Here is a 13,068-nt window from a genome sequence, read left to right as displayed (position 1 = left end):
CCAGCTCACTGCCCGGCCGCATGGGCAAGCTGCCAAAGCAGGCACTCGTCGCCCGTGCCTGAGGTCGTCGGACCCGCGGCAACGCGGCCCGCATAGAAAGCGATGCGCTTGCGCCCGGCGAACAGGTCCAGCCGGCGCAACGGTTGCGGCTGCTCGATGCGACGGCACAGTGAGCGCAGCCAGTCCGGCCGGTTGCGCTCCCGCACGGCGGTTTCCTCCACCGCCAGCAACATGGGCTCACCGGCATGCGCGGAGCGCAGCGCCGCTTCGTCGCGTCGCCACGCGGCCAGTTGCGGTGCGCGCCCATGCTTTACGTTGAGCGAGCTGTCGAGCACGTACACCGGCACGCGACCGTCCAGCTGGAAATCGATTTCCGCGGCGAGCATGAAATTGTCTGCCACCAGGACACCGGGATGACCGGCGAGCAACGACTGCGCCACCTCGCCACTCTCGCGCCAGCCGACGAAGCGCCCAGGGAAAGCCTTGACCCCGGCCAGCGCGCGCGTGCCACCGGCGTCGGTGGCCATGCCCAGGTAGAGCAGCCCGCCGAGCTGGCCGATCGTCGCCAGCACGAAGATCGCCACCAGCCATTTTTCATGCACCTGCCGCACGTCGCGAAGCAGCACCGGCAAGGCTGCCAGCAACGGCAGGTATCCAGGCAATGGCCAGTGCGCGCGAAAGCGCAGGTCGTCGGCGAACAGACCGAGCACGAAATAGCTGACGATAAAGACCAGCGAGACGACGGCGATGATGTCCCAGGGCGAACGCTCATCGCCGCGGAGCTTCCACGCACGCCAGGCCGTCCACAGCAACAGCAGGTACAGCGGCGGCGTGCAGGCGATGGCCTGCTCCAGTGGCTGAACCAGCGCATCGGCATGGAAGCTCCACGGATTGCGCTCGACCAGCTGGAACGCCACGCCCGCCCCGCGCTGTTCCCAGTTGGAGATCGCCAGCGGAACCAGTCCGATCGCGGCGACGCCCAGCGCCGCCCAGAAGCCGGGCCGACGCCACTGCCGGCGACCGCGCGGCGTGATCACGCATAGCAGCAACCCCGCCAGCATGGGCATGGCGGCGCGATAATGGCTAAGCCAGCACACGGCCAGCGCCGCGCCCAGCAGCAGCCAGTCGCGCAAGTGATCGCCGTCCATGGCCCGCGCCAGCGCCAGCACGGCCAGCATGGTCGCCACGGTCAGCGGCACATCCGGCACGGCCAGCACGCCCAGGCTGCCCGCCAGGGGCAAGGCGAGGCATAGCAGACCTGCCTGCCATCCTGCGCGTTCATCGAAGGCCTCGCGGGCAAAGGCGCGAACCAGCCATGGCAAGGCGCTGCCCAGCAGCAGGAACGGCCAGCGCATGCCGAGCAGGCCGTGCCCGGCCACGGTCTCGCCCAGGCGGATGAGCCAGGCGGTCAGTGGCGGGAGGTCGCTGTAACCCCAAGCAAGCTGCCGACTCTCCTGCCAGTAGAACGCCTCGTCACCAAACGGCGACAGACTTGCGGCAAGCATCAACTTGATGAGGAACAGCGCCAGGAACCCGGCCAGGAACGCCGCTCGCCAGCGCGCGAGGCCGACGACTACACTGGTGCCGTCACGCATGGGCCACGCCCTGCATCGTCATTCCCCACTGCCAGAAACCCATGTCCGCCATCACTCCGCTGCACGATGAATCGCTACGTACACGCCTGGATGCCGCCATGGCCCAGGTCAACCGCGTGCTGCTGGGCAAGCCGCGCCAGGTCAAGCTCGCCTTCACCTGCCTGATCGCCGGTGGACACCTGCTGCTGGAGGACGTGCCCGGCGTGGGCAAGACCACGCTGGCGCATGCACTGGCCGCCAGCTTTGCATTCGACTTCCAGCGCGTGCAATTCACCAGCGACCTGCTGCCGTCGGACATTATCGGGGTGAGCGTCTACGAGCGCGAGACGGGCCAGTTCCGTTTCCATCCCGGCCCGATCTTCACCGGCCTGCTGCTGGCCGATGAGATCAACCGCGCCACGCCCAAGACGCAGAGTGCCTTGCTGGAGGCGATGGCCGAAGGCCAGGTCACGGTGGACGGCCAGACGCACGTGCTGCCGCAACCCTTCTTCGTGGTGGCCACGCAGAACCCGCTCGACCTCGCCGGCACTTTTCCGCTGCCCGATTCGCAGCTGGACCGTTTCATGTTGCGCGTCTCGCTGGACTATCCCGACGCTGCCGCCGAACGCGCCCTGCTTACCGGCAGCGACCGCCGCGACCTGCTCGCCCAGCTCACGCCGCAGCTCGATGGCGCCGGCCTGGCCGAACTGTCGCGCCGTGCGCAGGCGATCACGGCCAGTGGTGCCCTGCTCGATTACCTGCAGGCACTGCTGGCGGCGAGCCGCCGGCACGCCGATATCCGCGTGGGCCTGTCGCCGCGCGCGGGCCTGGCCCTGCTCGGCGCCGCGCGCGCGTGGGCGCTGTTGAGCGGGCGCCAGCACGTGCTGCCCGAGGACATCCAGGCCTTGTTCGTGCCGCTGGCGGCGCATCGCCTGGTACCGACCCGCGGCGCCAGCGGAGACAGCCTGGCGCGCAGCCTGCTCGCCGACGTCGCGGTGGGCTGATGCTCGCCACGCTGCGTCGCGCGCAAGCGTGGGCCGAGCGACGCCTGCCCGCGCTGACCCGCTACAAGCGGCCGGAAAGCCTGCCCATCGTGCTGCACCGGCGACGCATCTACATCGTGCCCAGCGCGTTCGGGGGAGGCTTCACCGTGCTGCTGCTGGTGATGCTGATGGGCTCGCTCAACTACACCAACAACGCCGCCCTGCTGCTGACCTGCGCGCTCGGCTCCGCCGGCACGGCCAGCATGCTGGTGGCGTTCCGCAGCCTCAACGGCCTGCGCCTGACCGGCGTCCGCCAGGGGCATGCCATCGCCGGCGAACCGCTGTCGCTCCAGCTGGTCTTTGGCGGCAGCGATCATGCGCACCCGTCGCTGCACGCCGACATGGAAGGCCAGACCGAATCGTTCGCGCTTGCCGCGCATGGCGACCGGCTCGTCACCATGGACCTGGCCACCTCGCGGCGCGGCTGGCAGCGCCTGCCGCGGATCAAGCTGTGGACGCAGTGGCCACTTGGGTTGTTCCATGCGTGGAGCTGGATCCATCCCGACCAGGCCGTGCTGGTGTGGCCGCGCCCGGAGACGGGCGGGCCGCCGCCGTTTGCCTCGGGCGAACAGGGCCAGCGTCAGCGCCTGCACCAGGGCGAGGACCTCGCCGCGCTGCGTGACTATCGGCCCGGCGATCCGCCACGGCACATCGCATGGAAGACCAGCGCCCGCCACGATCAGCTGCTGGTGAAGGATTTCGAGCAACCCGAGTTGCGTGAGGAGTGGCGACTGGACTGGCGTCACCTGCCCCAGCTTGCGCCGGAAGCGCGCATTGCGCGGCTGGCGCGCTGGCTCGGCGAGGCCGAGTCGGCCGGTCGCGCCTTCAGCCTGTGGCTGCCCGACGAAGATATCGGCCTGGGCAGCGGTCGCAGTCACTACGCGCGTTGCATGAACGCGCTGGCACGCCTGCCGTGATCCGCTTCAGCCTGTTCCGGCGCAAGCCGCGGGCGCCCCTGGGCGCGCGCGCCTTCGACCTGCTGTGCCTCACGGTCGCCGTGGTGCTGCTCGTGCACCTGCCGCACATGCCGGCGTGGTTCGGCGCCGCCCTGGGCGTCGCGCTGGTCCTGCGCTGGTGGCAGCGTCGACGGCAGGGCGGGCGCGCTCCGCTCTACCTCAAGTTGCCGCTGGTGGCCCTGCTCTCGGCCGCGGTGATCTTCCACTACGGCACGCTGTTCGGGCGCGAACCGGGTGCGGCATTGGCCGTCGGCCTGCTGGTACTGAAGCTGCTGGAAACGGATGCGAGCCGTGACGCGCGCGTCGGCGCATCCTTCGCCTGCTTCGCCCTGATGACGGCGCTGTTGTTCGACCAGGGCATGCTCGCCACCGGGCTGGTGGCGCTGGGCCTGCTCCCGGCGCTGGCAACCTTGCGCGCGCTCGAACCCGCCCATGGCAGCACCAGCCTGCCGCGCGAACTGCTGCCCGCACTGCGGCTGCTGGTGGCGTCGCTGCCGCTGGCACTGCTTGCCTTCGTGCTGGTGCCGCGCCTGAGCTCGCCGCTCTGGGGCGCACCCAATTCACCGCAAGCGCGAACCGGCCTCAGCGACGAAATGTCGCCGGGTGATTTCTCCGAACTGCTGACCGACGACCGGCCGGCCATGCGGGTGAGCTTCGAGGACACGCCGCCACCGACCGCCCAGCGCTACTTCCGCGCCTACGTGATGTGGGACTACGACGGCCGCCGCTGGAGTCATCGCGAGACCGACGGCCAGCCGGCCGAAGTGGAGGCGCGCGGCCAGGCGGTGGCTTACACGGTGAACCTCGAGGCCAGCGGCCAACGGGTGCTGCCGGCGCTGGACGTGCCGGTCGATGCGCCGCCGCAGTCGCAACTGACGCCCGACCGCGAAATGCTGGCCGCGCAGCCCATCCATGATGTGCTCACCTATAGCGCGCGCTCGGCCCTGAGTTACCGCCTGCAAGCGCAGCTCGACGAGCAGGATCGCCATCACGGCCTGCAGCTGCCTGCCGGCGACAACCCGCGGGCACGGGCGCTTGCCGCGCGCTGGCGGACGCAATTCGGCCAGGACGATGCTGCCGTGGTGAAGGCGGCACTGAGTCTGTTCCACGATGGCGGGTTCAACTACACGCTGGCCCCCGCACCGCTGGGCCGCAACGCCGTGGACGACTTCCTGTTTTCCACCCGCGAAGGATTCTGCGAGCACTACGCGTCAGCCTTCACCGTGCTGATGCGTGCGGGCGGCATCCCTGCCCGTGTCGTCACCGGCTATCAGGGCGGCTACTGGAACAGCCTGGGGAACTACCTGCTGGTGCGTCAGTCGGATGCCCACGCGTGGAGCGAAGTGTGGCTGCAGGGTCGTGGCTGGCAGCGCGTCGATCCGACCGCGGCGGTGCGTCCGGAACGGGTAAGCCTTGGCATCGCGGCAGCGTCCGGCACGGCGACCGACTGGGCGCCCGATCGCTGGTGGCTGGGTGCGCGCAACCGCTGGGACATCGTCAACCGCTGGTGGAACCAAGGCGTTATCGGCTTCGACGCGCTTCGACAGCATGGACTGTTGACGCCGTTCGGATTGCGCGATACCGACGCAGGCATGCTCGGCCTGCTGTTGGCGGTCGGTGCATCGCTGTTCGCCGCCATCGGCCTGGCCTGGGCCATGTGGAAGCGGCCGCCAGCCGATCCGGCCCGTGCCGCGATGCAGTTGCTGGAGCGCCGGCTGGCATCGGTGGGCGTCGCGCGTCGCCACAGCGAAGGACCGCAACACTACCTCAGCCGCGCGGCGCGGGCGCTTCCGGCCCAGCGTGCCGAGCTGGAGCGATTGATGGGCACGTACCTGGAGCTGCGCTACGCCTACGACGAACCACCTGTGGACCTCTTGAGGAACTTTCGACAGGCTGCGCGGGACTTTCGACCGCGCCGCATGATCAAATGATCTTGAACCGTGGATGCCCCGCGTCCACTACACGATGGAGACTGTGTCATGTCCATGTACAAGCCGTTGATCCTCGCGACCGCCGTAACCATGCTGGCCGCCTGTGCAACGGTGCCGCAGCCATTGCAGGGCACGTTCACCGAGATCTCCTCGGTCGCCGCCCAGCAGGGTGGCGCCGGCGGCGCCCAGGTCCGCTGGGGTGGCCAGATCATCAAGACGGAGCCGGGTCCGCAGGAAACCTGCTTCTATGTGCTGTCGCTGCCGCTCGACGACCAGGCGCGCCCGAAGAGCACCAGCGACAACACCCAGACCCAGGGTCGTTTCGTGGCCTGCCGCGCCGGTTTCTATGATCCGGAAGTCTTCACGCGCGGCCGCGACATCACCGTCACCGGTGCGCTGCAGGGCGCGGTGTCGGAGAAGGTCGGCGAGTACACCTATGCCTATCCGCGCGTCGAGGCCAACGTGGTCTACCTGTGGCCCGAGCGCGTGTACTCGACCTATCCGGCTGGCTACTACGACCCGTTCTGGGGTCCGTACTGGGGCCCGTACTGGGGACCGTACTGGGGTGGCCCGTGGGGCTGGGGTGGCTATTACGGCGGCTATTACCGCACGCGCGTGATCGTTCCCCATCCCATTCCGCACCCCGCGCCGCGGGGATGAGCTTCGACGAAAACGCCGGCCCAGCGCCGGCGTTTTCTTTTCCCTTTCCGCTCGGGCGCGTGGGCGGGCGGCGAGCCGTCCGCAGGCGTCGATCAGCCGGGCGGCCAATGCATGGGGCGTCCGCCCAGCAGATGCACATGCAGGTGGAACACCGTCTGCCCGCCGTGCTCGTTGCAGTTGATCACGGTGCGATAGCCCCGTTCCGCCAGGCCCTGGCTGCGCGCATAGGCGGCGGCGGCCAGCAACAGCTTGCCCAGCAGGACGGCGTCCGCCGCCGTGGCATCGTCGAGGGTGGCGATAGCCTGCTTCGGCACGAACAGCACATGCACCGGCGCCTGCGGGTTGAGGTCGCGGAAGGCCAGCACGTCGTCGTCTTCATAGACGATGTCGGCGGGAATTTCGCGGCGGATGATCTTGCCGAAAATGGTGTCGCCCATGTGCAGACTCCTCGCTAGGACAGGCGCAGCAGCATACCGTGTGCTGCGGGCGCCACGAGCCTGAAACCGAATTGCTGGTAGAACTCGAACGCGGTGCCTTCGGCGATCAGGCCAATCATGGCGCGCGACGGCGCCCGCGCATGCACCTCGTCCATCAGGGCCTGCATGATGCGCCGGCCCCAACCCTGCCCCTGCCACGCCGGTGCCACGGCGATGTCGACCACGAACAGGAACAGTCCGCCATCGCCGACCACGCGGCCCATGCCGATCAGTTCGTCGCCCTCGCGCACGCAGACAGAGCACCAGCTGGCCGGCAGCCCCGTGGCGGCGGCCTCGGCACTCATCGCGCTCAGGCCCGCTGCGCTGCGCAGTGCACGATATTCGTCTGCGGCGGGCACCTCGAGCGCAAGCCGCGGTGCCATCGGCATCACTCCGCCGACTGGCGGCTGCCAAAGGCATGCGCCAGGGTGCCGCGATCGACGTATTCCAGTTCGCCGCCCAGCGGCACGCCATGCGCCAGGCGGGTCGGCCTGACGTTGGCGGCACGCGCGAGCTGGGCCAGGTAATGCGCAGTCGCCTCGCCTTCCACGGTGGGGTTGGTGGCAATGATCATTTCTTCGATCTCGCCTTCGCCCAGCCGTTCCGCCAGTTGGTCCAGGCCCAGCTCTTCCGGGCCCAGCCCGTCCAGCGGCGAGAGCCTTCCCAGCAGCACGAAATACTGCCCGCGATAGCCCGTAGCCTGCTCGATTGCGGCCAGCTCGGTGGGTGACTCCACCACGCACAGCACCTGCCGGTCGCGGCCGCTGCTGGCGCAGAGCGGACACACCGGGTCTTCGCTGAAATTGCGGCAGCGCGAGCAATTGCCGATCTGGCGCATCGCCTGGTCCAGCGCCTGCGCCAGGCGCAGGCCACGCTCGCGGTCGCGCTCCAGCAGATGGAAGGCCATCCGCTGCGCGCTCTTGCCGCCCACGCCGGGCAGGCAACGCAAGGCTTCGATCAGGTCGGTAAGGAGTTTGCTCATGAACCCAATGAGCGCTGCGCCGCAACGCGGATGTCAGGGGAAAGCCCGGCGCTGGCTGGCCGGGGGTTTGCCGCAGGAGCGGCCAGTCAGAACGGCATCTTGAAGCCGGGTGGCAGGTTCAGGCCCGAGGTGACCCCGCCGAGCTTGTTCTTGCTGACCTCGGCCACCTTGTTCACGGCGTCGTTGACGGCGGCAGCCACCAGGTCCTCGGCCATCTCCGGATCATCGGCGAACAGCTTGCGGTCGATCTGCACGCGGCGCACTTCATGGGCGCCCGTCATCAGCACGCTGACCAGCCCGCCACCCGCGCTGCCGGTGACCTCCAGCCTGGCGATCTCTTCCTGCGCACGCTTCATTTCGTCCTGCATGCGCTGGGCCTGCTGCATCAACTGCCCGATCTGTCCTCTCATGACGCGACTCCGTAATCTCTGTCAGTTCTCAAACGGCTTGATCGACTGGGGCACCACGCGCGCGCCGAATTCGCGCTTGAGCGACTGCACCAGCGGATCCTCTTCAATGGCCTGTTCGGCGGCCGACTGCGCGACCTCGCGCGCATTGGCGGCGCGCGCCGCCGGCGTCTCCGCCGCCGCGCCACGCTCCTCGACGAAGCGCAGGCGAATGCGCTCGCCCAACACCTGGCCGATGCGCTCTTCCATCTGGCTCACCATCGGCTCGACCGCCAGGTGCATGTGCGCCGGCTGCAGGGCCAATACCAGCGTGACCCCATCGCGCTCGCGCAGGGCCGCATTCTGGGCCAGCTGGCCCAACGGTCCCCGCAGGTTGGCCTGTTCGATCAGGCTGTCCCAATGCGGCAGGCCGCGCGCATCCAGCTTCAGCGTTTCGCGCGGCGCCACGACCGCAGGCGCCGCCGGGGCGGGCGCAGCGCGGGGTGTCGGCACCTCGGCCACGCTCGCCACGTGCATGCGCTCGTTCATGATGGGGGGCGCGGCGCGCGCCGGCGACGCCGGCGATGCAGATACGCGCGCTGCAGGGCTCGCCGCCGGGCGTTCGATCTGGCTGGCTCCGCCCTCGGCCGGACGGAACGCCAGCATGCGCAGCAGCGTCATCTCGAAGCCGGTGCGGGCGTCGGGCGCCAGCGCGAGGTCACGGCGACCCGTGGTGGCGATCTGGTAGTAGAGCTGCACGTCCTCGGGGGCGAGTTGCTGCGAAAGCGCCACCAGCGCGCTGTCGTTATTGCTGTCTTCGTCCGGTCGGTAACCGGGCACCAGCTGGGTCAGCTGGATGCGATGCAGGACGCTGGCGAGGTCGTCCAGCACGCCGCCGAAATCCGGCGAGTACGAGGCGATACGGGTGCATTCGGCCATGAGGGCCTCGCCACTGCCCGCCGCCAGCGCGTCGAGCAGACCGAGCACCTGGCCACGCGCGACGCTGCCGAGCATGGCGCGCACGTCGTCCACGCGCAGCGAGCCGCCGCCATAGGCAATCGCCTGGTCCAGCAACGACAGGCCGTCGCGCAGCGAGCCGTCGGCACCGCGTGCCAGCTCCGCGATCGCGGCGTCCTCGTAGGGAATGCTCTCCGCACCCAGGATGTGGCGCATCTGGCCCGAGATCTGTTCGGGCAGCAGCCGCTTCAGGTTGAACTTGAGGCAGCGCGACAGCACCGTCACCGGCAGCTTCTGCGGGTCGGTGGTCGCGAGCAGGAATTTCACGTGCGGCGGCGGCTCTTCCAGCGTCTTCAGCAGCGCATTGAACGCCGGCTTGGAGAGCATGTGCACTTCGTCGACCAGGTACACCTTGAAGCGACCCCGCGCCGGTGCGTACTGCGCGTTCTCGATGACCTCGCGCACGTCGTCCACACCGGTGTTGCTGGCCGCGTCGATTTCCAGCAGGTCCACGAAGCGGCCGGCATCGACCGCCGTGCAGACGGCGCATTCGCCACAGGGATCGGCCGATTCGCCACGCTCGCAGTTCAGCGACTTGGCGAAGATGCGCGCAATGGTGGTCTTGCCGACGCCGCGCGTACCGGTGAACAGATAGGCATGGTGCATGCGCCCGGTGTCGAGCGCATTGGTGAGCGCGCGCACGACATGTTCCTGACCGACGAGTTCGGCGAACTTGCGGGGGCGCCACTTGCGCGCGAGTACCTGATAGGACATGCCGGGATACCTTGGGGCGAAGACCGATTGTGCCAAGTCGCCGGGGGCAAGTCAGTAAGCTTCGCCAGGAATGGCCCGGCCGGCGGCACGACAGGCCCGAAAAGGCGGCGGCCCTGCCAGCCACACCCCGGCACCCGAATCATTCGCTACCGTTGCTCCCTTCCGGGCCTGGCGGAGTTTACGAACTATCGTCGCGGGGGGACCGACAGGGCCACCATAAACGTGGACGACGGCATCTGCCGATCGTCTTTTTGTCGCGCCGACCCTAGGTCGTCGCGCTGTTCAAACTGGCGGAGAGGGCGGGATTCGAACCCGCGATACGGGGATAAGCCGTATACACACTTTCCAGGCGTGCTCCTTCAACCACTCGGACACCTCTCCGCACGCAAAACCTGTACTTCGACCATCCACGCCGGGCGCAATGGTTCGGCCCGTCCTGGGCCTCACCCCTCGCTTACGCGAGGGGCCAGCCTGCGGCTGTCCAAATTCGTTCCAGACGAATTTGTCGAACCCGCGATACGGGGATAAGCCGTATACACAACTCCAGGCCGGCTGTTTCGACCACTCGGACACCTGTCCGCAATGGTGAAACCTCGTTGCCGGACGCCTGGCCCGGCAAAGAGGCGAAAGAATAGCGGCACGGGGCCTTTCGTACAAGATAGCCCGGCGGGCGAACGCGCTCAGCCGGCATCCGGTCTCAGCGGGGATGGCGGCGGCAAGGCCACGCGCTCATCCGGCCGTGCGATGGCGTAACCGCGTCCCTGCAATGCCGCACCGTCGGCCTCGCTGCCGTAGTGATACAGGCGCAGGCGCTGGCGCAGTGGCTCGGGGTACTCGCGTTCGATGTCATCGATGCCGGTATGCGACGGATTGCCGACCAGGCCGCAGTCGTGCGCAATCACTTCCGTATCGCCTGCCACGCGCGCCAGCACTTCCGGAATCGGTCGCGTGTCGCCGGTGTAGGCAAAGCTGCCCGCCAGTGCGACGCCGTAGGACGTCCCGGCCATGTGATGGCGCGTGCCGAACACATCGAACCAGTGCCCATCGAGCCAGAATCCGCGCGTGCACGGCACCAGCTGGAATGCTTCCCAGAAATTCGCGCCGCCCTCGGCCAGCACGTTCGGATAGTCCGCCACGCGCCCCTGCAGCCAGGTCAACAGCCCGGCATGGATGAAAACCCGCGTGCGTCCACGCCATTGCGCATCAAACCAGAGTCGGAAAAACAGCCGCTCCATGCCGCCCACGTGGTCCATGTGGGTGTGCGTGATGTACAGCGCGCGCGGTGGCTCGCCGTAGGCGGCGAGGTAACGATCCAGCGTGTCGGGGCCGCAGTCGATCAGCAGCAGCGGGGCGCCATCGCGCTCCAGCACGACGGCCGACGAACCCAGTTCAACGGCATGCGCGGCACCGACGCCAAGAAAGTGCAGATTCCAGTTCATGCGCGCAGGGTACGCTCGTAGCGATAGATCAGGGGCTTCCACAACGCCTCCTCGAACGCGGCCACGCCCTGCCCGGCCGCGCCCAGCTTCACCAGCGAGCGACGCAGTCGCTGCAGGTTGGCCTGCTGCCAGGCCTCGGCCGGCTGGCGCTGGCGACCGCGGTCGAAATCGATGAGGAACAGATCTTCGGCGGCCACCAGCACGTTGTGTGCGTTGAGATCGGCATGCCAGATGCCGGCGCGATGGAATCGCGCCACCAGCGCACCCACCAGTTCGGCCATCTCGGCATCGAGCCGGCCCGCCGCCAGGCATTCGGCCAGGGTCTGGACGTCGGCGATGCGGCGCGTGATCAGGTCGGCGGTATAGAACAGGCCGGTCCGGCGATAGCGGCAGGCCACGGGTTGCGGGCCCGGCAAGCCGAGCGAGGCGATGACGCCCAGCAGCCGAAACTCGGCGAACGCGCGCGTGCGCTCGGCACCCGTCCAGAGATAACGATCACCCATCAGGATCGCCACCCGGCCACCGCGCCGGTAGTGGCGCAACACGCATTCGCCCGCTGGCGTGTCGATGATGGAAACACCACCGCGACCGCCGCCCGCCTGGCGCAAGGCACCACGTTGCCGCCACGCATCGGGCTCGAACCAGTCGTTGTCGACTTGTGGTGACACCGCAGCGTCGAACAGAATCGCCCCAGCGGCGTCTTCGCGGATTCGCTCCTGCATCGCCACCCCCTTATCGACGCGCGCCCTGCCCCAAGTCCTGCGATTCTAGCCCAATGTCCCAGCCTTCCTCGATCTGCCTGCTGCGCACTTCCGCCATCGGCGACGTCACCCACGTGGTGCCGCTGGTGCGTACCCTGCAGGAAGCCTGGCCAGGGACCGAGCTGACCTGGATCGTGGGAAAGCTGGAACGCCGCCTGGTTGGCGACCTGCCGGGAGTGAAATTCCTCACCTTCGACAAGGGCGCCGGTTTCGCCGGCATGCGCGCGGTGGGCGCGGCCTTGCGCGGCCAACGCTTCGATGCCCTGCTGCAGATGCAGGTGGCGCTGCGCTCCAACATGCTGAGCCTGTTCGTCAAGGCACGCCAGCGCATCGGCTATGACCACGCGCGCGCGAAGGACGGCCACGGCCTGGTGATCAATGAGCGCATCCCGGCACGCACGGGCGAGCACGTCCTCGACGCCCTCGGCAGTTTCTGCGAACCGCTGGGACTGCGGCAGACCCAGGTGCGCTGGGATATCCCGATTCCCGACGAGGCCCATGCCTGGGCCGCAGGACAACTGCCGGGCGACCAGCCCACCCTGCTGGTCAGCCCCACCTCCAGCCACGTGCTGCGCAACTGGCGTCCCGAACGCTACGCAGCGGTGATGGACCATGCCAGCGCCCGCGGCTGGCGCGTCGTGCTGGTGGGCGGTCCGTCACCGCTCGAACGCACCATGGCCGATGCCGTGCTGGGCGCGTGCCGGCGGGCGCCGCTCGACCTAACCGGCAAGGACACGCTCAAGCAGCTGATGGCCATGCTGGCACGCGCCCCCATGCTGCTGACGCCCGACTCGGGCCCCATGCACATGGGCAATACCGTGGGCTGCAAGGTGCTCGGCCTGCACGCGGCCAGCAACCCCGACCGTTCCGGCCCCTACTCGGACCGTCGCTGGTGCGTCGACAAATACGACGAAGCCTCGCGCAAATACTTCGGCAAGCCAGCCAGCGAGATTGCCTGGGGCAGCAAGATCGAAAAGCCCGGCGTGATGGACCTGATCGGCGTGGACGAGGTGATCGACCGCTTCGAGGCCTGCGCGGCCTTCCTGCAACTGGCCTGAGCGATCCAGCCGGGCAACCGGTGTCCGCCACCAGCTCATCCCGGCCTTCGCCGGGATGACCTGCACGGCGC

General features: G+C 68.5%; 13 protein-coding genes, 1 tRNA gene and 1 other RNA gene. 5 read left to right on the top strand and 10 right to left on the bottom strand.

Translation table 11 applies throughout. The features are described 5' to 3' along the window. Positions 1-5: 5 nt before the first annotated feature. Positions 6-1,595, bottom strand: coding sequence for a glycosyltransferase family 39 protein (locus tag ACXU4B_RS02125; RefSeq protein ID WP_131407329.1), 1,590 nt, complete (start codon positions 1,593-1,595; stop codon positions 6-8). Positions 1,596-1,636: 41 nt separating this feature from the next. Between ACXU4B_RS02125 and ACXU4B_RS02120 the strand changes: the two genes are divergently transcribed. The 4 genes from ACXU4B_RS02120 to ACXU4B_RS02105 are packed head-to-tail and all read left to right on the top strand — an operon-like array spanning position 1,637 to position 6,164. Then, positions 1,637-2,578: an AAA family ATPase gene (locus tag ACXU4B_RS02120; protein WP_131407327.1), complete on the top strand. Its 942-nt coding sequence runs from the start codon at positions 1,637-1,639 to the stop codon at positions 2,576-2,578. Next, positions 2,578-3,534 carry a DUF58 domain-containing protein gene (locus ACXU4B_RS02115; protein WP_131407325.1) on the top strand — a complete coding sequence of 319 codons (957 nt, stop codon included), beginning with the start codon at positions 2,578-2,580 and terminating at the stop codon, positions 3,532-3,534. Before ACXU4B_RS02120 ends, ACXU4B_RS02115 begins: the two co-directional genes overlap by 1 nt. Next, positions 3,531-5,504, top strand: coding sequence for a transglutaminase TgpA family protein (locus ACXU4B_RS02110; RefSeq protein WP_338069368.1), 1,974 nt, complete (start codon positions 3,531-3,533; stop codon positions 5,502-5,504). Before ACXU4B_RS02115 ends, ACXU4B_RS02110 begins: the two co-directional genes overlap by 4 nt. Before the next feature lie 48 nt (positions 5,505-5,552). Next, the gene (locus ACXU4B_RS02105; RefSeq protein WP_131407323.1) at positions 5,553-6,164 is read left to right on the top strand and encodes a Slp family lipoprotein; all 612 of its coding nucleotides are present in this window, start codon (positions 5,553-5,555) and stop codon (positions 6,162-6,164) included. A gap of 92 nt (positions 6,165-6,256) precedes the next feature. Here ACXU4B_RS02105 and ACXU4B_RS02100 read toward each other — a convergent pair whose 3' ends face one another. The 9 genes from ACXU4B_RS02100 to ACXU4B_RS02060 all read right to left on the bottom strand — a co-directional run bounded on the left by ACXU4B_RS02100 (position 6,257) and on the right by ACXU4B_RS02060 (position 11,906). Further along, positions 6,257-6,601 carry a histidine triad nucleotide-binding protein gene (locus ACXU4B_RS02100; protein WP_131407321.1) on the bottom strand — a complete coding sequence of 115 codons (345 nt, stop codon included), beginning with the start codon at positions 6,599-6,601 and terminating at the stop codon, positions 6,257-6,259. Between the two features lie 14 nt (positions 6,602-6,615). Continuing rightward, positions 6,616-7,023, bottom strand: a complete 408-nt coding sequence (locus ACXU4B_RS02095; RefSeq protein ID WP_131407319.1) for a GNAT family N-acetyltransferase — start codon at positions 7,021-7,023, stop codon at positions 6,616-6,618. A gap of 5 nt (positions 7,024-7,028) precedes the next feature. Continuing rightward, entirely contained in the window at positions 7,029-7,622 is a 594-nt protein-coding gene (gene recR, locus ACXU4B_RS02090; protein ID WP_131407317.1) for a recombination mediator RecR, read from the bottom strand. 86 nt (positions 7,623-7,708) lie between these two features. Then, positions 7,709-8,032 (bottom strand): YbaB/EbfC family nucleoid-associated protein, encoded by a 324-nt coding sequence (locus ACXU4B_RS02085; protein WP_131407315.1) that lies wholly within the window; start codon positions 8,030-8,032, stop codon positions 7,709-7,711. 21 nt (positions 8,033-8,053) lie between these two features. Next, positions 8,054-9,739 carry a DNA polymerase III subunit gamma/tau gene (gene dnaX, locus ACXU4B_RS02080; RefSeq protein ID WP_131407313.1) on the bottom strand — a complete coding sequence of 562 codons (1,686 nt, stop codon included), beginning with the start codon at positions 9,737-9,739 and terminating at the stop codon, positions 8,054-8,056. A gap of 111 nt (positions 9,740-9,850) precedes the next feature. Further along, an RNA gene (ffs, locus tag ACXU4B_RS02075) (signal recognition particle sRNA small type) lies at positions 9,851-9,947 on the bottom strand. An 80-nt stretch (positions 9,948-10,027) separates the two neighbouring features. Next, positions 10,028-10,120 (bottom strand) — tRNA-Ser (locus ACXU4B_RS02070). Between the two features lie 299 nt (positions 10,121-10,419). Next, a complete protein-coding gene (locus tag ACXU4B_RS02065; RefSeq protein ID WP_131407311.1) occupies positions 10,420-11,178 on the bottom strand; it encodes an MBL fold metallo-hydrolase in 759 nt (252 codons plus the stop codon). Further along, positions 11,175-11,906 (bottom strand): 3-deoxy-D-manno-octulosonic acid kinase, encoded by a 732-nt coding sequence (locus ACXU4B_RS02060; RefSeq protein WP_131407309.1) that lies wholly within the window; start codon positions 11,904-11,906, stop codon positions 11,175-11,177. Before ACXU4B_RS02060 ends, ACXU4B_RS02065 begins: the two co-directional genes overlap by 4 nt. Before the next feature lie 47 nt (positions 11,907-11,953). Between ACXU4B_RS02060 and ACXU4B_RS02055 the strand changes: the two genes are divergently transcribed. Continuing rightward, positions 11,954-12,997, top strand: coding sequence for a glycosyltransferase family 9 protein (locus ACXU4B_RS02055; RefSeq protein WP_131407307.1), 1,044 nt, complete (start codon positions 11,954-11,956; stop codon positions 12,995-12,997). The last annotated feature ends 71 nt before the right edge of the window (positions 12,998-13,068 follow it).

Source organism: Dyella soli (assembly GCF_054482295.1).
The sequence above is the reverse complement of the archived record's forward strand: the minus strand, read 5'-3'. Positions and strand labels throughout refer to the sequence as shown.